Source organism: Raoultibacter massiliensis (assembly GCF_900199545.1).
Classification (GTDB): domain Bacteria; phylum Actinomycetota; class Coriobacteriia; order Coriobacteriales; family Eggerthellaceae; genus Raoultibacter; species Raoultibacter massiliensis.
In genome coordinates this window covers 674,328-696,194 of record NZ_LT962671.1, presented here as the reverse complement: position 1 = coordinate 696,194, position 21,867 = coordinate 674,328, and the positions used below count along the sequence as shown (strand labels likewise).

The following is a 21,867-nucleotide window of genomic DNA, read 5'->3' as shown; positions in this document are numbered from 1 at the left end:
GAAGGCAATCGCATGATCGACAATCTTATCAGCAGCTTCGAACAGTTGCACGAAAGCGTCGAAGAAGAAAACCGCGTTTCCATCGGACCCTACACGGGACGGCAGCTTATGATGCTGTCGGCGCTTTCGTCTTTCGACAGCGCTCCGACGCTCGGCGAATTCGCCGATCATCTGCGCTGCTCCTATCAAAACGTCAGAGTGCTCGTTTCACTGCTCGAAGAGCAGGGCTGCGTGCACGCCAAACACGACCCCGCTGACGGGCGGCGGCTCCGCATAGAGCTCACCGATGACGGCAAGGCGCTGACGCGCCGCGTGAACGCCCACCTGGATGCGGCCAAGCAACGCTACACCAACCTTATTTCGGAGGAGGATATCGCGGCGTTCATACGCGTTACCGATGCCATCGTCGAAGATGAGGGCTACATCAAAACCTTTGCGCTGTAACAGAGAGGCTTTCATAGGCTTCATAAGAAAAAAGCCGGATACGAAAGTCTCCGGCCAATGCATTTTCATGGTGGACCGTGAAGGATTCGAACCTTCGACCTTGGGATTAAGAGTCCCCTGCTCTACCAACTAAGCTAACGGTCCTTATAAAGTTTTCAACCGCACAATCGCGCCGAGCTATTGTAATGCAAGCTCGGGAAACGTGCAAGCAGTTTTCAAAAAAACGCGCTGGGGTGGCTAATCGGACTCGAACCGACGACCTCCAGAGCCACAATCTGGCGTTCTAGCCAACTGAACTATAGCCACCAAGGCGCAAGCGATTAGTATAGGGGTTTTCACTTCCCTGCGCAAGACCGAATTCCCATACTGATAAAAAATCAGTTTGCGCACGTGGGCTGCCCGAAAGAGGGCCCTGCCCGCTTGCCGCTTTTTGCGTTCGGCACCATCGTTCGGACGTCGGAATCCATTGCCTTACGCTATCCCCTGAACCCCGATGCCAATGAGACCGGGACCGGTATGGACCACGAGAACCGGGCTGATCTGCCCATCGTAGACGGCGGAATGGTTCGGCACCTCCGCCACCATGCTGGCAAGTACCTCTTCGGCTTCATCGACCGCATCGCCGTTCACGACGGCGATCGCGCACTCGGAGAAGCCCGCCGCGAACTTCTCGGCAACGGAAAGCGCCTTGCGAAGAGATTGCTTGCGGCCACGCGCCTTCGATACGGTGTAGTAAACGCCTTCCTCATTGCAGCTGATGACGGGACGCATGTCCAAGAGACTGCCCACGGCGAACGTGACCAAACCGATGCGGCCGCCTTTATGCAGATACTCAAGGGTATCGACGCAAAAGTACACTTTCGTATTCTCGACCACGTCAGCCATGCGCCCGGCCATTTCCTCGAAAGGGACCCCTTCTTCGATGAGCTTCGCCGCCCGTATGGCCGAGAGCCCCGCCCCCATGCCGATATTCTTGGTATCCACCACGACGGTGTCAAGTTCCGGATATTCCCCGGCGGTCGAGCACAGAAGCTCGTAGGTCGCAGAAAGCCCGCTCGATATTGTCACGACAACCGCTTTGCTGAATCCGTCGGCCACAACCCGTTCGAACACTTCCTTGGCCGAAGCGGGCGACGGGGTCGAAGTCGTGGGGATTTCCTCCGCAAACCGATCGTACACCTGCTGAGGCGTGATGGTCACCTTGTCAAGGTAGCTCCCATCGCGGTAGTTGACGGTCAGCGGAACGACGTACATGCCGTACGATTCGATGAGATCCTCAGGAACATCCGTGCACGAATCGATTATCAAGGCGATCTCAGTATTTTTCATCATCCTACCTACTTATTTTTATTGCTACATGATCTGGTTATTAAAACTAGATTACGTACTGATCGAATACCTGTCAAGGGTTTCTCGTAATTGACTGAATGCGGATTGCTTGGTATGCTCGTCGTCTGCACGAAAGAAAAGGAAAGCGCTTTATGGCATCGGTAGCACACACGCAATACGCCGCAAAACTCAAAGATTTCACCCTTCCACGGTACGGCGAAATCCCCCGCATCGAACTGTACATGGATCAGCTGCTCGGCTATCTCGAGGAAACCCTCGAGCCCCTCTATCCCGACAGCGAGAAGATCATCACTTCGTCGATGGTGAACAACTACGTCAAGCAAGGCGTCTTGGCGGCAGCTCGCTCGAAAAAATACACGCGCAGCCACATAGCTTATCTCATCGTCATCTGCACGCTCAAACAAACGTTTTCGATCGCGGAAATTGAAAAGCTCATCGCCTCGCAAATCGCCAGCTTCGAAACGGACATCGCCTACGACTACTACTGCGATGCGTTCGAAGACGCCGTCAAAGCGCTGTTCGGAGGCACCGGCGAAAGCCCCTGCGGCTTAACCGGGTCCTCAGGTCAGGGAGATTTCGAAAGAGATCTCGTCAAAGCATCGACGGCAGCCGTCGCCTACACCCTCTACATCAAAGCGAGCCTGCAGGCCATAGAGCAGTCTGCAACCTCCTAAGGCGCCCTGCACGGGTTTTACGGCACAAGCACGCGCAACGCATGTGCGGCGACCGACACATCGTAGGTAAGCGACGGAATCGGTTCCCCGTCTATCTGGGCCGGAGGCTGTTCGTCAAACTCGATGCGGAGCATCGACGCCCGCTTGAATTCGAGCTGCTTGAATCCCGTATGGTGGGCGTCTTTCGCAAGAAGAAATATGAAAACCGCCTTCGGTATGCCGAGGGGCGGATGAGCTATGCATAAATCAAGCAGCGCGTCATCCGTCTTCGCCTCAGGACAGATTCTGAATCCTCCCCCGTAAGTCGGCCCAACCTGAACGGCGAACAACAGCATGCTGCTCTCGAACGGCTCTCCCCCATCAAGGCTCGCGGTGAAACGATACTCCTTGATATGATGCAGAAGCATATCGATGCCGCTTGCCAGAAAAAGCGGCGTCCCCGTCTTCCCCGTTCGCTTCCTCCGCTCGACCGTATCGAGGGCGATGGCGGCGTCAAGCCCGAAAGAAAGCGTTTCGGCGAAGTATTCTCCGTTGCACAAACCGAGATCGAAAAGGCGCGGACGCGCAGATTCGAGCTGCTTCAGAGAGCGCTCGAGGTCGAACGACAGGCCGAGCGTCCTCGCGTAATCGTTTCCCGATCCCATGGGAAGCACTCCCAAAGCGGGCCGCTCCGCTTCGCCGATCGACATGAGCCCATTCACCACCTCGTGAATCAGCCCATCTCCCCCCAGCGCTACGACCGTATCGTAGCCGGCCGACTCTTCGGCAATGCGTTTCCCGTGAGCAGGCGCCTCGGTCATCACGAGGTCGAAGCGATCCTCCCCGAGCCTGCTGCGCAGCGCTTCGCCTGCACGGTGGGCGGCAACCGCACCATTGCCGTTCTGGGAGACAGGGTTCGCCACCAGCAACGTTTTGCCCAGGTGCACCATGAAACCTCCTGATATCGAAGCCGTTCGGATCGCAAGGGCCTTCGGTCGACCGAAGGCTTCCAAGAAACGATGCTTTCAGTATTTTACCCGTTTTGAGCCATGCCCGCAGACCGATTAGGCGAAAGCCGCAGCGTCCCGCAGGCAGGTGCGCGTGAGATCCTTCTGCGAAACTTCACCTTCCCGCCGCCGATTCGCCCACCGCTACGGTAGAATACTATCGATAGTGGCAACTCCCTTTGCAGATGAGCGTCGAATCCCGGCCGCATGGCATGCGGCCGCCTGAACGAACGCGGCATGCGCAAAGCGCACAACGATTGGAGCGAATGACACGTGGAAGCAGTGCAGTTAGGATTATTGATTCTCGCCGCTGTCCTTCTATCTTCCGTTATCGATCAGGTTGTTCCAAAAGTTTCCTCGCCCCTCATCCAAATCGGCCTCGGCGTGATAATCGCGCTTCTGTCCGAGTCGACCATCCAGATCGACATAGACGCCAACCTGTTCATCGTCTTGTTCATCGTTCCGCTCATCTACGACGAGTCGAAAAGCATCGACAAAACCGCCTTATGGAAGAACCGCAGACCCGTCATCTCACTCGCCATCGGCCTCGTGCTTGTCGCGGCGCTCGCCGTCGGCTTTTACGTACACTGGCTCATTCCCTCGATGCCGCTTATGGCCGCATTCGCGCTCGGCGCGGCACTCGGCCCCACCGACGCGGTCGCCGTCGCCTCGCTTTCCAAAGACATCAACATCAAACGGCAGCAGAAAAACGTCCTCGAAGCGGAGTCGCTCATCAACGACGCATCGGGCATCGTCTCATTCCAGTTCGCTCTGGCAGCTGTTGTAACCGGCGCGTTTTCACTGCTCGACGCTTCGGTCAGCTTCCTCTTCAGCTTTTTCGGCGGCATCCTCATCGGCATCGTGCTGGGATATCTCGCAAACTTCATCATCCGCAGGGTCCGCTCCCTCGGCCTCGAGAACACGACGTTTCACGTGCTCTTCGAAGTGTTCACGCCGTTCATCGTCTACCTCGTAGCCAACGAGTTCGGAACGAGCGGCATCCTCGCCGTCGTGGCCGCAGGCCTCATCGGCATCATCTCGCCCCGGACAATGGATCCCCAGGTATCCCGACTCAACATCGTTTCAAGCAGCGTATGGAAAGTCCTTTCGTTTACGCTGAACGGCGTGGTGTTCGTGTTGTTGGGCGCACAGCTTCCCGACCAAATGCGCAACGCCTGGAACAACCCCGTTCCGAGCAACCAGGAACTGATCGTCTGGATCCTCCTCATAACGGTCGCGCTCCATCTCCTGAGATTCATCTGGCTCGTCTGCATGAACCTGCTTGAAAGCAAGCGAAAGCTTTCCCGGCAAACGCTTGGGAAGCTCAATTTCCGCGAGCTGCTCATCATGACGCTTTCGGGCGCACGCGGTGCCATCACCCTCTCGCTCGTCATGACGATACCTGCGCAAATCGGAGATCTCGGAAACGCATTCCCCCATCGATCCAACATCATCTTTCTCGCATCGGGCGTTATCATATGCACGCTGCTCATCGCCACGTTCATCGTTCCGCTCATCGCCCCGAAAGCCGATAAAACGAAAGGAACCGCCATCCTCGATGAAGACGAGGCGAATGCCGTCATAGACATATACCGCGCGGTCATCGAGGAGCTCACCTCCAAGCAAACGCCCGAGAACAGACGCGCAACCCAAAAAATCATCCGATCGTACAACGATCGGATCAACCGCATCAAGGACACCAACGATATAGAAATCGAACCGAACAAGGAATTGCGCATCAAAGCGCTGCGCTGGGAGCAAGATTACACCTTGGAGCTCATCGACCGAAACGATATCGACCCCGTTATCGGCTACCAACACATGAACCACCTGGCCTACGTGCAGAACCTCATCAAGCATCACCATGAGTACAGCTGGGTAAGAAGAAACGCGATTCGCCGATTCGGCCTGTTCTCCCGTGCCATCTGGCAGCGCATCACCCATGCACTTCCCGGGAAGACCTCGTCCCAAAACGCCGAGGAACTCAGAAGCCTGCAAATCGCCACAGGCAACCACGCCGTCACCAAGCTGCGCGAGGAGATGGCAAGCCCCGAAGCGCCCACGGAAGACGTCAGCGAGCTCATACTCGAGTACCAGCGCACGCTTGCCGCCCTGCGCGCCTCGCGTCCGAGCGTGACCGCCATCACGAAGCGCGTTTCGGATGCGGCGGCCGTCGAGCAAACCGGACTCAAGCTCGAACTCGAGCAAATCCAATCGATGTACGACGCCGGGCGCTTGAGCCGTCTCGCGGCGAAACGCCTGCGCGAAAACGTCTACCTCATGCAGATCGACCTCGAAGAGCGCATCTAGGGCGCTTGCACGGCCCGTGCAAGCGCGATGCCGAAACCCGGCAGCCGCGCGTTAAAAAGGAGGCCCGCAAAACGGGCCTCCTGTCGTTGCAATGGCTTCAAGCCGACGCGCAGACGCAAGCACTCCTTTCAGAGCCTCGATCGCCCGGCGATAAGCTGCTACATCTGAGCAGGCGCCGATACACCCAGCAGATCGAGCGCCTTGGCAAGCACGATGCGCGTGCCGTTGACGAGGCTCAGACGCGCCTTCTCGAGCTCCTTGTCCTCGCCGAGCACATGGCAGTTCGTATAGAACTGATGGAACAGAGCTGCAAGATCCTGTGCGTAGTGCGTCAGACGGAACGCGGCGCGATCGCGAGCGGCGTCGGATACAAGCTCGCCGAACTCCGACATCTTGCGCATAAGGGCAATCTCGGATTCATGGGTCAGCAAGGAGAGATCCGCTTCGTCGGCGAAAAGCTTCTCGATGAGCTCGTCCATGCTCTTCGTGCCGGCCACGACGGCCTCGGCATCCCCTGCAGGCGCGGCCTTGCGCAGGATCGAGCAGATGCGCGCATGGGCGTACTGCACGTAGTAGACGGGATTGGAGGCATCCTTCTTCTTGGCAACCTCGATATCGAAATCGATCGGCTGATCCTGCGAACGCGAGAGCATCAGATAGCGAGTCGCATCGACGCCGACCTCGTCGATGAGTTCGGCAAAGGTTATCATCTCGCCGGTGCGCTTGGACATGCGGACGGCCTCGCCGTCGCGGTACAGGTTCACAAGCTGGCCGAGCATGACCTCGAGGGCGCCGGGGCGGCCCCATGCGGCGAGCATGGCTTCGCAGCGCTTCACGTACCCGTGATGGTCGGCGCCCCAGATGTTGATGAGGTGGTCGAACCCGCGCGAAAGCTTATCGTAGTGATAGGCCACATCGCTCATGAAGTAGGTGAACTCGCCGTTCTCCTTGATCATGACGCGGTCTTTCTCATCGTCGAACGCGGTCGAACGGAACCAGGTGGCACCGTCTTTCTCATAGACGTAGCCCTTCTCGTCCATGGCCTTGATGGAACGGGATACCGGGCTCGTGCCGTCGGGACCGTCGACGTAGAGGCTGCGCTCGGAGAACCAGCAATCGAATTTGTTGCCGAAACCCGCAAGCGTATCTTTCATAAGCTGCAACATCTCGGCATATGCGATCTCGCGGAATTCAACCGTACGGGTTTCCTCGTCGACATCGACCCACTTGTCACCATCGCGATCGATAATGCCCTGGGCGATGTCTTTGATGTAGCCTCCGCCGTAGCCGTTCTCGATCATGGGGATATCCTGGCCGAGAAGCTGAAGGTAGCGGCAGGCGACCGATTTGCCGAACAGGTCCATCTGCACGCCGGCATCGTTGATGTAGAACTCCTCGTACACGTCGTAGCCCGCATGGCGCATAACACGGGCCGTCGCATCGCCGAGCGCCGCCCAACGGCCGTGACCCACGTGCATGGGCCCTGTGGGGTTGGCGGAAACGTACTCGAGGTTCACGTAGCGCATGCCCTCCGGGATCTCGCCTTTGCCGTAGTTCTCCTTTTGCACGAGCACATCGAAGAGCACGCTTTGATACGAAGCGGGGGTAAGGCGGATGTTGATGAAGCCGGGACCTGCGATCTCGACAGATTCGATCAGATCGTTCTCGGGAAGATGGTCGACGATGATCTGGGCGATTTCGCGGGGGTTCTTCTTCGCCTGCTTAGCGCAGCGCATCGCCACCGTAGAAGCCCAATCGCCGTTGGATTCGTCGCGAGGGCGCTCCAAAGCCGCCGAAGGCGCTTCGTCCAGTTCAAGAGCCCCTTTCGCCAAGGCGTCCTTCAGGGCATCGTTCACCACGAGTTCAAGTTGTTCGCGAATTTGCATGATGCTTCTTTCAATCGTAAGCTGATACCGTACAGTTGCAATAGATTTTACCATCTTTACGATCGAGAAAGTCCCATATTCATCTCGTCATATAAAGTACGTATGCCCCGTGCGCAGGGCGTGAAAAACCTGCGCGCCCGAGCAGCCGATGCGTTTGCGCAGCGGAAAGGCTTGCCCTACCATGGAAACTGAACACCCGACCAACCGAAAGGCTTTTCATGAGCATACGATTCGAACACGGAAACAAAGCCGATGCGTTCGCCATACGAACTGCGGTCTTCATGGATGAGCAGGGATTTGAAAACGAGTTCGAGGATCTCGACGACGAGGCTTCAACGATCCACGTTACCGCATACGCAGATGACGAGCTTATCGGGTGCGCCCGCACGTTCCCCGATCCCGACCATCCCGCCCGCTATACCTTCGGACGGCTCGCCGTACTTCAGAGCCAACGCAAGCACGGCTACGGCAGCATGATTCTCGAAGAGTCGGAGCGTCTTGCTCGGGAAGCGGGCGCCCAAGAAATGCACCTGCATGCCCAGTGCTCCGTAACCTCTTTCTACGAAGCGCATGGCTACGCCTCGTACGGCGAAGTGGAACTCGATGAGCACGTCGAGCACATCTGGATGAAAAAGGCCCTCTAGCGGCCTCGCGTAAACGGCGGCGCGTCCATCCGCCGCTCGCGCCCGAATGCGACGGCCAAGCAAAAAGTCCGGAAGCACTTGCCTCCGGACTTTGCTTTTCCCGCTTCGCTTTATCGTGAAATGCTATTTGTACTGAGGCACAAGGAACGAAAGCCCCGAATTGGATTGGCTGATCCCATGGGCCTTGTACAGCGCGTTCATCGTAATCGCAATGTTTTGAGCCCACTGGACGTCGGTCGCGTACTCGTAGTGGGAATTCGGATAGTTGATCGCGTTGAACAGATCCCATTTCATGTTGTAGAGGGTGTTCTGGGCAAACGAGGTATCGTGGATGTAGCCCTTGCTAAGGAACTGCGCGGCTCCCATGAGGGCCTTCTCAGGCGTGTCCCACCCATGATTCTTAGCGTAGGCGGCACCGTTTCCCGGATTGGAATCGTAAGCCGCAATCCCGAAGAAGTTGTAGTAACCCGAATACCCGGATATCTTTCCCTGGGCAAGGTTCGAGCAACCCCATGCACTCTCGATGCCGGCATGGCTCAACAGGTACACCTCGTTGATGTTGTACGCTTTTGCAGCGTCGATGACAGCCTGCCCCATGCCGCGAAGCTTGCTCGTGTAGCCAGTCTGCCCTTCCCAGTACGCAGAGGCCATTTTCGCAATATACGCATCAAGCTGCTCTGCCGTGAACAGGCCGGTATAGCCCTGCCCGATATCGGCATACTGATAATAGGCCGCATCGCCCGCCTTCACGTTCGAGGGGTCGAGATACTTGCGAAGCGTGTCTTTCGACACCGACGAACCGTAGAACTTCGACTCGTAGTTGATCATCGCATCGAGCGTGATGTTGTAGGGAACCGCCGTAGTCGTTGTGATTCCAAGCCCCGCAGTGATGTAGGAGCGCATGCTTGCCGAAATTGACGGCAATCCACCGTAGAATCTGATCGAGGTGTTCACCGAGCCCTTGTTCTTGATCAGCATGTCAGCCGCCGCCCTGTTGCCGCCCACCAGCAGCACCACCGAGTTCGCCTTGCCCTGCGCCGCGCCGCCGCCGAGGGCGTCGTAGGCAAGATCTCCTGTTGCGAACGCAGCGTTGTCCCACGAAAGACCCTGCGTGTTCACCATCCACTCGGCGATCAGAGCGCTTGTTTCGTAGCGATCGGAACCGCCCTTTCGCACAACGCTCGAAACGCCGATGCTGTTAAGATACGTCTCGGAGCCTTTCGACACCGAATAGGTATCGCCTGCGACCATGGTCGTACGGAACAGCCCCTTCGATGCTCCTGCTTTCAAAGCCGATTCCTGCGCGCTGGTGAATTCGCCCGAATCTTGCACGAGAAACACCGGCGCCCCCTTCGCGTAAGCACCGGAAGATGCCGAAAGGGCGTCGGCGAAGTGGGTGTCTCCCCCGTTTGCAACGATTGCAAGATCGCTTTTCCACGTCTTGCCATCGCTGTTATTCAGGCCGTACTCGTAGATGGCCATCTGCGTTCCGTAGCGATCCGCACCCTGCAATCTCACAGGTTGTTCGCCGATGGTCGATTTGACCTCGTTTGCCGCATTATCCGAGATACTCCATTTGTCGCCAAGAATGAAAACGTGCTTGACCCCCATATCCTTGAGGGCCTGCTTCACGCGGCTGTCGAGGCTTCCCGTCTGCGTCAGCATGATAGGGCACTGGTAAAGGCCTGCCAAACCCGATGCGGCGAGCGCGTCGGGCCATGAGTCGCTGCCCGCTATTATCGCATAATCGGACGTGGGAAACGCCGCTTTGGCCGTCAGGACCGATGTTTCGACGCGGTCGGCGCCGCTGTACGATTCAATGGCGACGCCGCTTGCCGCCCGCGTTTCGGCATCAAGCGAAAACGTCGATATGCCCGAGTCGGAATCGGCAAGCTCATCGAGGCCGATCATGGATTTCTCCATATCTTCCTCGGATGGCAGGATCACAACCGTGCCCTCCTCTTTTTGAGGAGCGCCCTTTTGCGAATCGCCTTCCTGGATGCCTTCGGTTTCGCCGTCGGTTCCACGTGCGGTATCGACGGTTTCCGGATCGGATGCATCGCCCTGCTGCTCGTTCGACTCCTGGGATCGGACCTCTTCCGAACCCGCAGTCTGCCCCGAAAGCTCATCGCCCTCTTCGCCGTACGCCTTGGCGCCTGCGATCGGCATCAGGGCAAGCGCCAAAGACAGCGCGACGAAAGCGCTGAGCGCCGATCGGGATTTCGATTGGAATTTCATCATGGACCGTTAGACCCCCTATTCGTTTTGGCTGCATTTATCAGGATCGTTATATCGGAACATATTCTATTATATGACCATTCCGCATATCCCAGTCATGCTATCACAGGAGCTCGGCATCCATGAAATATGCGCACGAACGCCATAGTCGACCGCAGATGCCAGCAGGCAAGACCGCGCTCGGGCGCAATCAGAGCGGCGGCAGATCCTCGGCGCCCTCGCGGGACAGGAAATCATCCTTCGTGAAGCCCTTGGTTTCTTTTACGAGAAAGTCGAGAAACGAAAGCAGCACGTCGGTCTCCTTCGATTTCTTCCAGATCGGCCCGCAGCACAGATCCATGCCCTCTTCGTCGATGGGAATGAACACAACGTTGCCGCTGCCGTACACCTTGTGGTGGTCGAGGGCCATCGCCACATGGTCCGTTGCCACAAGCGTTGCCATAAGGGCGCCTGAATCCACGATCTGATCGTCGGTGCGCACCTCGATGCCGGCGTTGCGAAGTCTCACCCCCACCTGCGAAAGGGTGTTGCGCGTGCGGCTGAACCGGGGCGACAGAACCGTTTCGCCCTCAAGATCCGCCAAACTCACGCTCTCGCGCTTCGCAAGGCGATGCGTCTTGGGAACCGCAAGCTTGTAGCGATCTTTATACAGGCAGTGGTATGCGTATTTCCCTCCCCGAATATCTTTGGTGAACAGCGTAAATCCCATGTCGATGCGGTTTTCGCTGAGCTTTGCCTGGATATCGCCTATCTCCATCGTCTTGAAATGGAAGCCGACCTCGGGATGCTGCTCGCTGTAACGCCTGCACACGAGCGGCAGAAACGAACCGTACGAACCGAGCAGGAAACCGATTCGGATAACCGATGAAACGCCGTCGCGATACTGGGATATACGGCCGAGCGCATGCTCGTAATCGACGACGATCTTCTGGGCGTCTTCGAGAAACAGCGTTCCGGCTTCGGTCAGCCTGACCGAATGGCGATCGCGCACGAACAGCCGAATGCCGAGCTCCTTTTCAAGCCCCGAGATGTGGTTGCTCAGGACCGACTGCGAAATGAAGAAGCTCTTTGCCGTTTCGGTGAAGCTGAGATTCGATGTCAGCAGCAAGAATTCATAGAGCGTGTCGATGCGCATAGAGCCCCCAATACGGTTTCGAGTGATGCCCGTATTGTACCGCACGAAAACGGGGCGGAGGAACACCCCCGCCCCGCAAACGAGCCCGAAACCCTGTTTTCGCGCGCGCATCCGCGGCTTACGCGAACAGCGCCACTTTCTTCTTGGCCAGCTTCTCGGAAAGCTCTTCAAGCGTGCCAACGTAGATGCATCCGGCTTGGCAGTGCTGCACGCAGCTTGGAAGCTTCCCCGCCGCTTGGCGGCTCGCGCACCGATCGCATCGATCCGTCGGGATGGGCAGGAAATCGTACTGCCATTTCCTTTCGGTCAACTGATCGGGTCCGATCTGCGTAACCTGGATTCCATACTGGTCGGGATCGAAGCCATGCTCCTGCTGGCAAGCGATTTCGCAGGAATGGCAGCCCGAGCAGAAATCGTAATCGACTACAAGCACTTGTTTCATGTCATTCACTCCTCGATCTTGGCTATGCTGCACAGCTGCGACTTATAGGATGCCCCCAGTCCGACTTTGCCAGGGCGCATGGGGACGAGCTTGTTGATGTTCGATTCCATGACCCCGAACAGCGTGCCGTCTTCGGGATCGCGCTCCGGGAACCACCACGCGTGATCGGCCGACACCGTATCCTTGCGAATGCGAACGGTGAGTTTCGCCTTCTGCTTGCAGGAACCGAAATTGTTCTCGAGTTTGACCCAATCGCCATCGGCGATACCGTATTTCGCCGCTGTTTCGGGATGGATGAGAACGGTCGGATCGGGATGGATCTTGCGCATGGAAGGACTTTGGCGATGCTCCGAATGGAAGAATCCCCAGATTCGCGCTCCGGTCGTCAGCACAAGCGGGTACTTTTCAGCCAGATCGGGACGGGATACGGGACTCTCAGGCGGCTCCTCGTACGTCGCGAGCGGAGACAGCCCGAAATGAAGCATCTCGGGGCAGTAGAAATTGTAACGGCCCGTCGAAGTGGCGAATCCGAGTTCTCCCTTGCGGCGCAGCAAGCCTTTCTCATGCTTGTTGTATTCGAATTCGGGATAGGCCCACACGCGCTCCTTCAGCGACTCGTAGTCGAAGCCCGTCTTGCGGAGCAGGTAATCGTAGAATCCCTTTTCATCATCCCAGTGTTTGTATTCATCGGTGATGAAGCGGCTGCCCATCTCGTAGATGATGCGCTGATCGGAACGGCATTCTCCGAGAGGCTCGACGGCTTGGGCGATCGAGCCGAGAGCGTAGGGCTGGTGCCCCGTGATGCCGATGCGCTCGGCGAAGCAGGCCGCGGGCAGCACGATGTCGGCGCACGCAAGAATCGTCGGCGTCAGGAACAGATCGACGCATACGTTGAACTCGGTCTTCTGAAGCGCTGGCAAAATGCGCTGCGGCTGCGCCCCCATGCAGGTGATCGCATTGTTCTGCATCATGAACATAGCCTTGATGGGATAGGGCTCGCCTGTCTCCATGGCCTCGAGCAGCATATCCGGACTCGTCGACGCCATGGCTTTCAAAGCCGGGTATTTGGTGTTCATGCACAGCTCGGGATGCTCGACCGGAGCGGAGCATTCCCTCCATACCTTCTCGTTGGGCATCCACGTGACGCTCATGTTGTAAGCCGGACGCGCAGCGACCATCGTGCCGGGCTTTTCGAAGTTGCCGGTAAGCGCCATGAGGTCAAAGCAGGCCATACCCGTGATGAAGCCCTCGGAGGTATGGTCCATGGCGACGCCCCACTGGAGGCACGCCGACTTCGCATTGCCGATCTTGCGGGCCGCCTCGACGATGAGCTCCTCGTCAACGCCGCATATTTCTGCGGCCCTGCTCGCCGTGTATTCCTTCACGTGCTCCTTGAACTCGTCGAAGCCGTAGCACCACAGGTCGATGAACTCCTTGTCCTCAAGGCCGTCCTCGATGATCTGGTTGCAGAGCGCAAGCGCAAGCGCCGCATCGGTGCCGGGGCGCACCTGCAAGAACACATCCGCCTTGCCAGCCACCCACGTAAGCGTCGGATCCATGACGATGAGCTTGCTGCCGCGCTTCATGCTCTCGACGACCCAATGCCCGAGCGTGCCGTCGGAGTTCGCCACCGTGGGGTTGTTGCCCCATATCAAGATGTACTCGGGAGCCTCCCATCGAGGATCATCGTAGCGATCGGGGAAGAACTGCGAGTAATCGCATACGAACAGGCCGCCCGCCTTCAGAGCCGTCGAGAAAATGCGGGGAGCGTAGCATGCCTGACCCGAAAGGAAACCGGTGCCGTAGTTCGGCGTGCCGAAGTACTGCGCCATAAGGGGGCCGTACCCGTTGATGTCCCGTCCGGTGCCCTGCGTGACCCATATGGCATGCGCGCCGTACTCTTCGATGATCCTCTTCATTTCCCGTTCGATGGTATCGTAAGCTTCATCCCAGCTGATACGCTCGAACGTGTTCTTTCCGCGATCCTCGCGAGCGCGTTTCATCGGATACTTGAGGCGATCTTTGTGATACAGCATCTCCTTGAATGCAAGACACCGCGGGCAGAGTCTGCCCTGATTGTACGGATTCTCGGGGTCTCCCTCGATCTTCTCGAGCACCCCGTCTTTCACGTACATGAGCACACCGCAGTTATCATGACATCCCGGGCCCGACCGCGCGTTGGAGCGAATGACGGTATAGCCGTCTTCCTCCCACGTCCATTTGCGCCCGGTCGGGTCGTCTTGCGTCTTCACGGCCGGCTTCGCTTCCCCCTGCGCCTGAGCGCCGAGCTGCTCTTGGCTTACTCGTCCTTCATCCATAACAACTCCTCACGTGATACTTCTCGACCAACGTTGCTTTGATTATACGAGGCTCGAAGCGAGGGTAGTTTTTCGAAAAACAGATGACCTATCGGCTAAATCGATCACGGGGAAACGAACGAAAGGCCCCCGCTCATGCAGGGGCCTTTCCTCGATTCACGTAAACGAGTGTTTCAGCGATTCATTACAAGATCAGCATTGCTCCGGTGAGGATCACCATGCAAACGACGCCGAGAACGATGAACAGCTTGGCACCGAATTTCAACCAAGTTGAGTACTCCACCTTCGCAAGCGCAAGACCGCCCATGATGGCACCGCTCGTCGGAGTAAACAGGTTCACAAGACCGTTGCCTGCGCTGAAGATCATGATCATGACGTCGGGAGAGAACCCGAGGTTGTTCGCCAAGGGACCCATGATCGGCATGGACACGGTCGCCATACCCGAAGAAGACGGGATGAGGAACGACAGCACCACGTAGAGCAAGAACGACAACGGGGCAAATATGATCGCCGACATTCCCGCAAGGGCCGCAGCAGCGTTCTCGAGAATCCACATGTCAAGACCTGTTTCGCCCATGAGGACGGTAATCGAACGGGCCAGAGCGATGATGAGAACGACGCTCATCATGTCGGCCGCACCGTTGATGAATGCCTTGACGAAACGGCTTTCGGAAAGCCCGCCGACAACGCCGATGACGATCGCCATGATGAGGAACCACGTGGATGCCTCGTCGAAGTACCATCCGCCGAGCGGCACGCCCGTGAGGAACGAAGACCAACCGTCGGATATCTGCTCTTCGCTTACCACGGTGCCTTCGACTCCCTCGGGAATCTCAAGCGCTCCGCCAACCTGAGCATCGTCCCACGATGCAGCGATTTCCTCGCCGGTGATGGGCGTTACAACCTCTTCGGTAGCCGCCCCGGCCTCGAATACGGTAATGTCGAAATCACCCCACGGGATGAAGCCGATGATCATGATGACGAAGGTCAGTGCGAAAACGACGAGGGCGCCCTTCTGGCGACCGGTCAGAAGCTTCTCATTGGGGTTCGCTTCGGCATCGACAGCCTCCTGCTGAGCCTCGCCGAACTCCTCTTTCATGGTTTCCTGCTCCTGCAGGGACATGATGGTAGAACCCTTGTTCGCCTTCACCTTTTTAGCGTAACGCATGACGAACACGATCGAGATGGCAAGCGTGACGAGCCAGAGAACGATACCGAGAAGGATAATCGTGCCCTGGTTGATCGCGATTCCCGTGCCGGAGAGCGAGTCGACCGCAGCGCCGACAGCGAACGGGTTGACCGTTGAACCGAGCACGCCGCAGCCGGCACCGAGCAAAACGGTAGCCGCACCAACGACGCTATCGAAGCCCGCCGCAACCATAGTGGCGGCCAGCAGCAGGTAGAACGGCACCGTTTCTTCGCACATGCCGTAGGTCGTACCGCCGATGGAGAAGATGAACATAAGGATGGGAATCAGAATGAGTTCGTTGCCCTTGAGCTTTTTCACCAATGCGGCGATGCCGGCATCGAGAGCTCCGGTTTCGGTGACGATTCCCAAAAAGCCACCGAGGATCAAAACGAACAGACAAACGGGTAGAGCGTCGGTAAAGCCCTTGACGGGAGCAGTCGCGACATTCGCAATCGTCGCGCCTTCGACGCCTTCGACGCCTGCGAGCGACATGACTACCGTGATGATCGCAAGAACGATCAGAATGATAAGAAGAATGGAAAATGAGCTTATCGCTCGCTTTTTCCTACTCTTATCCTTTACTTTCTCGGCCATAGCCCCTCCTTTTTAGTAGGGATCGATGTTTACGGTGAACGAGAAATCGCAGGCGGACCGAGCCTATGGCTCTTACGATCCAGGCTCCGTCCGCCTGATAAAGCACCCCTTGTTGCTAAAAAACACTTACCTGGTAATAACGGTGCCCGTCTCGCCTTTGAGGCCCTTGGCGGCGCACTCGAGGGACGTGATGAGCGCGCGGCCCTCGGGATGGGCCCGGACGAACTCTATGCAGGCCTCGACCTTCGGCAGCATCGAGCCGGGCGCGAACTGGCCCTCCCCGATGTACTTCTCGGCCTCGGCGACCGTCATCGAGTCGATCTCTTTCTGCTCGGGCGTGTTGAAGTTGATCGCGACCTTCTCCACCGCCGTGAGGATGACGAGCATGTCGGCCCTGAAGTCGGCGGCGAGCTTGGCGCTGGAGCGGTCCTTGTCGATGACCGCGGGGACCCCCTCGTAGGAGTCGTTGCGCTCGATCACCGGCACGCCGCCGCCGCCCGTCGACACGACGATGTAGCCGTCGTCCATGAGGTCCCTGATGGCGTCGAACTCGACGATGCGCTGGGGCTTCGGGGAGGCGACGACCATGCGCCAGCCGCGCCCGGCGTCCTCCTTGTAGACCATGCCGGTCTCCGCGGCGCGGCGCCTCGCCTCCTCCTCGGTGAGGAAGGCGCCGACGGGCTTGGTGGGGTTGTCGAACGCCGGGTCGTCGGGGTAGACGACGGTCTGGGTCACGACGCAGGCCGTCGAGCGCATGATGCCGCGGCGCTTCATCTCGTTGAGGATGGCCTGGGAGAGCTGGTAGCCGATGTAGCCCTGGCTCATGGCGCCGCACTCGGGGAAGGGCATCTCGGGGGTCTTGCCGTCGTGGGCGCTCGCGTAGTCGAACGCGTTGTTGATCATGCCGACCTGGGGGCCGTTGCCGTGGGACACGACGACGTTGATGCCCTCGGCCACCATGTCCACGATGTGCTCGGCGGTGTTCTTGACGAGCTCGAGCTGCTCCTGCGGGGTGTCGCCGAGGGCGTTGCCGCCGAGCGCGATGACCACGCTCTTGCCCTCGCCTTTCTGATAAGCCATAACAGATCTCCTTTCGCTTTAGGAAAGGGTCGCGTACATGATGGCCTTGATGGAGTGCATGCGGTTCTCAGCCTCGTCGAAGACCTTGGACTGATGCGACTCGAACACGGCGTCCTCGACTTCCATCTCCTTCACGCCGAACTTCTCGGCAATGTCGGCACCGATGGTGGTCTTGGTGTCATGGAACGAAGGCAGGCAATGCATGAAGATCGCATCGGGAGCAGCGATGGACATGAGTTCGGTGGTTACGCGATACGGCTCGAGGAGCTTGATGCGCTTGGCCCACAGCTCGTCGGGTTCTCCCATGGATACCCAGATGTCGGTGTAGATGACATGGGCGTCTTTGCATGCTTCTTGCGCATCTTCGGTAAGCGTGACCGACCCGCCGGTTTCCTTGCAGATGTCCTTGCAGGTCTCGACAAGATCCTCATGCGGCATCTGCTCCTTCGGACCGCAGGCCACGAAGTGCAAACCGAGCTTGGAGCAAACGACCATGAGCGAGTTCGCAACGTTGTTCTGGGCATCGCCCATGAACACGAACTTGAGGCCCTTGATGCCCGTGGGGAAGTTCTCTTCCACCGTGAGCATGTCGGCGATCATCTGCGTGGGGTGGAAATCGGTGGTAAGGCCGTTCCACACCGGGACGCCCGCATTAGCCGCGAGGTCTTCGACGATCGACTGATCGTAACCGCGATACTCGATGCCATCGTACATGCGGCCGAGAACGCGCGCAGTATCCTCGATGGATTCCTTCTTGCCCATTTGCGAGCTGCCGGGATCGAGGTAGGTCACGCCCATGCCGAGGTCCATGCCGCCGACCTCGAATGCGCAGCGGGTGCGGGTAGATGTTTTCTCGAAGAGGAGAACGATGTTCTTGCCTTCGAGATAGCGATGGGGGGTGCCCGTCAATTTCAGGTTCTTGAACTCTTTGGACAGCTTGATAAGGTAGCGGATCTCGTCGGGCGTGAAATCCAGCAGCTTCAAGAAGTTACGTCCACTCAAACTAGTAGGCATTGCTCATTCCTTTCGATAGCGCATATACGGTTGCTGTGAAACAGGCGGTGCCAAGTTAAATCCGCCTCGCCTCGATCGGCCCCCGCCGCGAGGCTGGGGGCCGACTGGGTCGATCAATCAAGCAAGGATTAATCCTCGCGCCAGATGGGCATGCTCATGCAACGCGGGCCGCCACGGCCACGAGAAAGCTCGGCGGAGGGCATCTCCAAAACGTTGAGGCCTTTCTCCTTGAGCACGGCATTGGTAACGTCGTTGCGCTCGTAGACCACGATGGTGCCGGGAGCGATGCAGAGCGTGTTGGAGCCGTCGTTCCACTGCTCGCGCTCTGCCGCGATGCGATCGCCGCCGCCGCAGGGAATGAGCTCGACGGGGTTGCCGATGTACGCTTCGAGAATATCCTCGAGGGTATCGTGCATCTCTTTGACCTTGATGCCGCCGTTGTCGTCGGGCGTGATCTCGAACACGGTCAGCGGTCCGAGAATTCCGGGATGAACGGTGAACTTGTCGTAGTCGATCTGCGTGAATACCGTATCGAGGTGCATGAATGCACGGGAGTTCGGGATGTTGAACGCAAGAATGGTCTTGATCGGGGAATCCGATTCGAAGATGTTCTTGGCGATGGCATCGATCGCATCGGGCTCGGTACGCTGAGAAATGCCGATTGCGAGAACCTTATCGTTGATGTTGAGAATGTCGCCGCCTTCGATGTGGAAGGTGTTGTAACGGCTGTAGTACTCGGGCGTACCCTCGAAATCGGGATGATACTTGAAGATGTATTCGCCGTAGATGGTCTCGCGGTTGCGCGTGACCGAGTACATCCGGTTGATGGAGACGCCGTTGCCGATCATGGCGAACGGGTCGCGGGTGAAATAGAGGTTCGGCATGGGAGCGACGACCATCTTGGACGCTTCGCTCACCAGATCGACCAAAGAGTTGCTCTTATCGGTATGAAGCTCGGTAAGGTTGATGCCCTCCATGGTCTTCATGACGAGATCTTTGTTGTCCTTGTAGTTATCGTTGAGATAATCGAAGATTATCTTCTGATAGCGATCGGTGCGGATGCCAGCCTCTTCGATGAACTGCTTCAGGAACTGTTCACGCAATTCGGGCTTCTGATCGAGCACTTCCGCCATAAGGTCTTCGAGATAAACGACTTCAACGCCGTTGTCGCGAAGAATCTTGGCGAACGCGTCGTGCTCTTCCTGGGCGACCTTCAAAAACGGAATGTCGTCGAACAGAAGCTCTTCGAGCGTGTTTGGTGTCAGGTTGAGCAACTCTTTACCCGGTCGGTGGAGCAAGACTTTTTTCAAAGGCTTGATCTCACTTTTGACGTTTACACCAGCCATGGCAACCCTCCTTTTCTTTTATGCATTCTTTACGTTTACGACTTTCGGTTTTGCTTCATATTTCGAGCACAACCGCATGACACGGCCAAAATCTCATGGGTGAAAAGAAAAAGCAACAGGTAGTACCGAACTGAAATAAAGGATTGGCGAGCGGTCGTTTTTGAGCGGTGAACGGTTATTGACAAAACGGTTTCTTTTCAAAAAGCTTCGGTTTTTTACTCCACCGCAGTAAAGCGAAATAGTGACTGGAAAACACCTGGATCGGCGCTTTCCGTGTGAACGGCGCCTCTGGATTGCAGGGCTTTATGAATCTGAATGCATAAAGGGTGGCAAAGATGCAGAATGGCTGAAACGCCCTCGGTTTTCCAACGCGATCCCACCCGTTCGGCGCAGCCTTCGATCGTGCGCCGCCGCGTGTTGGGCTCCCCTTCGCCGTGTAAGCGCTCATGCCGAAAACAAGCGCTTCTCAGCCGGGACCACAAAGGGTGAAACCTGACATTTTCCCTTTTCAGGTATTGCATTGCGGCTATATCGACCTCGAAGAAGGCGGGAGTTTCGCACCTTGCAAAGAAAAAGCGGACCGACGGGAAAGCCGGTCCGCTGATGCTGACTGGTGCGCCCGGCAGGATTCGAACCTGCGACCTTCGGATTAGAAGTCCACTGCTCTATCCAGCTGAGCTACGAGCGCGTCGCGGCACTTGCGTGCGTAGGTATTATACCGCAACTCTTCTCATCCTGTTTGACGAAGAGAAAGGATGAGAAAGAGATTCTTTCTCACTTCCCCGCGCCCTCGTTTTCTCGTTATACAACATCACTGGTAAAAAAAATTTAAATGATATCATATGTTTGAACTTTATACCATCCTTTGAGGATATATCGTAAGCTGCAGCCAAATGGCGGAAGCCACCTCTAAACGCACATTTTCCCATCGCCCGCGCAGAGACGTTGCATACAGAGTTGCTTATATGCCTTTCCTCGCATATCGACCTTGCTGCATTCCCCGAAGCTCGAACAATCCATGCTCGGTACAGCATGCGTACCACACGCCACGGGGCATACGGGGAAAGCGCGCCTGGGCACCCTGCTCGGGATACATCCGAACCAGCATGATGCGCTCATCGGTTGCACAGGCCACAAACGCTATATGATGGCTCTTGGTCATGGGATGGTCCATGACTACGTAGTACTCGTCCTCGACTTCTTCGATTGCAAGGCCGTGCTCCCCTTCGGCCGCGCGAGCCTCAAGCGGCTTGAGGGATCGGCCGCAGCACGACGGTTCCGCCTCGGATGTGCTCGTAAGAACGTTTCCGCACGTAGGGCATCGGTAGAACCTCATTCGCTTCATGTTTCCTCCATCGGTGTCGTTCGGGTTCAGCTCCCCCGCCAAAATGCTCTGCACATCGACGTCGAGAACGGCTGCCAGGCCCCTCAGAAGCGATACGTCGGGAGACCCGCAGCCTCTCTCCCACTTCGATACCGCACGATCGCTCACATGAAGGCGATCGGCTACCTGCTTTTGCGTCATGCCGCGCTCTTGACGCAGCCTCTTGATAAGGATTCCTGTTTTCTCGTTATTCATCGCATGTACCTCCGAAGGGCATGGTATCCGCACCGTCCAGCCTGCACAACAAACGCTCCGTTGAGTTTCGAACCTTCGTCAAGACGGATCCGCTGCACGTTGCGCGCCGGACGCCATCGCGCTTCCACCGTCCGCCTCGATTCGACAGGCGCGGCGCCGTGCGACCCGAAACGGCCCGCACGGTCCGATAAAACCCGAGCGGGCGACGCTCTTTCCGTCCTTTCCCAGTATCGATGGAGGTCTCACGTAAGGAAAGCAACCGCTCGGCAACAAGAAAACCCTTGATGGCCCCGTTTGCTCACTCCTTTAGTATGATAAAGTGCACTGTTGCGTTTCCGCGGATGAATCCGGGGATTGTACGAAGGGAGCAGCCGTGTCATATCTCAAGGACCACACGCTATACTACAAAAAGACCTGCCCATTTTGCCAGAAAGTCCTGCGCTTCATGGATGAAAAAGGCATCACGCTCGATATGCGCGACACCACACAGCCCGGCATCCAAAACGACCTTGTATGCATCGGCGGCAAGAAGCAGGTCCCCTGCCTCGTGATAAACGGCAAGGCGATGTACGAATCCGACGACATTATCAAATACCTGGCAACCCAGGCGGATTGAACGCAAGCCCGCGCACAGCCGC

General features: G+C 57.4%; 17 protein-coding genes and 3 tRNA genes. 5 read left to right on the top strand and 15 right to left on the bottom strand.

Features of this window, described 5'->3' with window-relative positions:
* Window positions 1-12 precede the first annotated feature (12 nt).
* On the top strand, window positions 13-444 hold the full coding sequence (locus C1719_RS07125) for a MarR family winged helix-turn-helix transcriptional regulator (RefSeq protein WP_102374467.1): 432 nt from the start codon (window positions 13-15) through the stop codon (window positions 442-444).
* Between the two features lie 68 nt (window positions 445-512).
* Here C1719_RS07125 and C1719_RS07120 read toward each other — a convergent pair.
* The 3 genes from C1719_RS07120 to C1719_RS07110 form a co-directional block, all read right to left on the bottom strand.
* Window positions 513-588: transfer RNA gene (locus C1719_RS07120), tRNA-Lys, on the bottom strand.
* A gap of 85 nt (window positions 589-673) precedes the next feature.
* A tRNA-His gene (locus C1719_RS07115) sits at window positions 674-750 on the bottom strand.
* A 165-nt stretch (window positions 751-915) separates the two neighbouring features.
* Window positions 916-1,776 carry a DegV family protein gene (locus tag C1719_RS07110; RefSeq protein ID WP_245874411.1) on the bottom strand — a complete coding sequence of 287 codons (861 nt, stop codon included), beginning with the start codon at window positions 1,774-1,776 and terminating at the stop codon, window positions 916-918.
* 149 nt (window positions 1,777-1,925) lie between these two features.
* Here C1719_RS07110 and C1719_RS07105 point away from each other — a divergent pair, with 149 nt between their 5' ends.
* Complete coding sequence (locus C1719_RS07105) at window positions 1,926-2,468, top strand: DUF1836 domain-containing protein (RefSeq protein WP_102374466.1); 543 nt, start codon at window positions 1,926-1,928, stop codon at window positions 2,466-2,468.
* 17 nt (window positions 2,469-2,485) lie between these two features.
* Here the strand turns inward: C1719_RS07105 and C1719_RS07100 are convergent, their stop codons facing one another.
* Complete coding sequence (locus C1719_RS07100) at window positions 2,486-3,397, bottom strand: diacylglycerol/lipid kinase family protein (protein ID WP_102375968.1); 912 nt, start codon at window positions 3,395-3,397, stop codon at window positions 2,486-2,488.
* A gap of 330 nt (window positions 3,398-3,727) precedes the next feature.
* On the opposite strand from C1719_RS07100, the gene C1719_RS07095 reads away from it, so the two are divergent.
* Entirely contained in the window at window positions 3,728-5,764 is a 2,037-nt protein-coding gene (locus C1719_RS07095) for a Na+/H+ antiporter (RefSeq protein ID WP_102374465.1), read from the top strand.
* Between the two features lie 158 nt (window positions 5,765-5,922).
* Here C1719_RS07095 and argS read toward each other — a convergent pair whose 3' ends face one another.
* Window positions 5,923-7,650, bottom strand: coding sequence for an arginine--tRNA ligase (gene argS, locus C1719_RS07090; RefSeq protein WP_102374464.1), 1,728 nt, complete (start codon window positions 7,648-7,650; stop codon window positions 5,923-5,925).
* Between the two features lie 218 nt (window positions 7,651-7,868).
* On the opposite strand from argS, the gene C1719_RS07085 reads away from it, so the two are divergent.
* Window positions 7,869-8,294 carry a GNAT family N-acetyltransferase gene (locus C1719_RS07085; protein ID WP_102374463.1) on the top strand — a complete coding sequence of 142 codons (426 nt, stop codon included), beginning with the start codon at window positions 7,869-7,871 and terminating at the stop codon, window positions 8,292-8,294.
* A gap of 123 nt (window positions 8,295-8,417) precedes the next feature.
* Here C1719_RS07085 and C1719_RS07080 read toward each other — a convergent pair whose 3' ends face one another.
* The 10 genes from C1719_RS07080 to C1719_RS07035 form a co-directional block, all read right to left on the bottom strand.
* The gene (locus tag C1719_RS07080; RefSeq protein ID WP_102374462.1) at window positions 8,418-10,535 is read right to left on the bottom strand and encodes a cell wall-binding repeat-containing protein; all 2,118 of its coding nucleotides are present in this window, start codon (window positions 10,533-10,535) and stop codon (window positions 8,418-8,420) included.
* A 187-nt stretch (window positions 10,536-10,722) separates the two neighbouring features.
* Window positions 10,723-11,667, bottom strand: coding sequence for a LysR family transcriptional regulator (locus C1719_RS07075; RefSeq protein ID WP_180963516.1), 945 nt, complete (start codon window positions 11,665-11,667; stop codon window positions 10,723-10,725).
* Between the two features lie 118 nt (window positions 11,668-11,785).
* A complete protein-coding gene (locus C1719_RS07070; RefSeq protein WP_102374460.1) occupies window positions 11,786-12,109 on the bottom strand; it encodes a 4Fe-4S dicluster domain-containing protein in 324 nt (107 codons plus the stop codon).
* Window positions 12,110-12,114: 5 nt separating this feature from the next.
* Window positions 12,115-14,427 (bottom strand): molybdopterin-containing oxidoreductase family protein, encoded by a 2,313-nt coding sequence (locus C1719_RS07065; RefSeq protein WP_102374459.1) that lies wholly within the window; start codon window positions 14,425-14,427, stop codon window positions 12,115-12,117.
* 184 nt (window positions 14,428-14,611) lie between these two features.
* Window positions 14,612-16,210 (bottom strand): YfcC family protein, encoded by a 1,599-nt coding sequence (locus C1719_RS07060; protein ID WP_102374458.1) that lies wholly within the window; start codon window positions 16,208-16,210, stop codon window positions 14,612-14,614.
* A gap of 126 nt (window positions 16,211-16,336) precedes the next feature.
* Window positions 16,337-17,290, bottom strand: coding sequence for a carbamate kinase (arcC, locus tag C1719_RS07055; protein WP_102374457.1), 954 nt, complete (start codon window positions 17,288-17,290; stop codon window positions 16,337-16,339).
* 18 nt (window positions 17,291-17,308) lie between these two features.
* Window positions 17,309-18,304: an ornithine carbamoyltransferase gene (gene argF / locus C1719_RS07050; protein ID WP_102374456.1), complete on the bottom strand. Its 996-nt coding sequence runs from the start codon at window positions 18,302-18,304 to the stop codon at window positions 17,309-17,311.
* A 128-nt stretch (window positions 18,305-18,432) separates the two neighbouring features.
* A complete protein-coding gene (arcA, locus tag C1719_RS07045) occupies window positions 18,433-19,650 on the bottom strand; it encodes an arginine deiminase (RefSeq protein WP_102374455.1) in 1,218 nt (405 codons plus the stop codon).
* A gap of 611 nt (window positions 19,651-20,261) precedes the next feature.
* Window positions 20,262-20,338: transfer RNA gene (locus tag C1719_RS07040), tRNA-Arg, on the bottom strand.
* 273 nt (window positions 20,339-20,611) lie between these two features.
* Entirely contained in the window at window positions 20,612-21,229 is a 618-nt protein-coding gene (locus C1719_RS07035) for a helix-turn-helix domain-containing protein (protein WP_102374454.1), read from the bottom strand.
* A 373-nt stretch (window positions 21,230-21,602) separates the two neighbouring features.
* On the opposite strand from C1719_RS07035, the gene C1719_RS07030 reads away from it, so the two are divergent.
* A complete protein-coding gene (locus tag C1719_RS07030; RefSeq protein ID WP_102374453.1) occupies window positions 21,603-21,845 on the top strand; it encodes a glutaredoxin family protein in 243 nt (80 codons plus the stop codon).
* Window positions 21,846-21,867 lie beyond the last annotated feature (22 nt).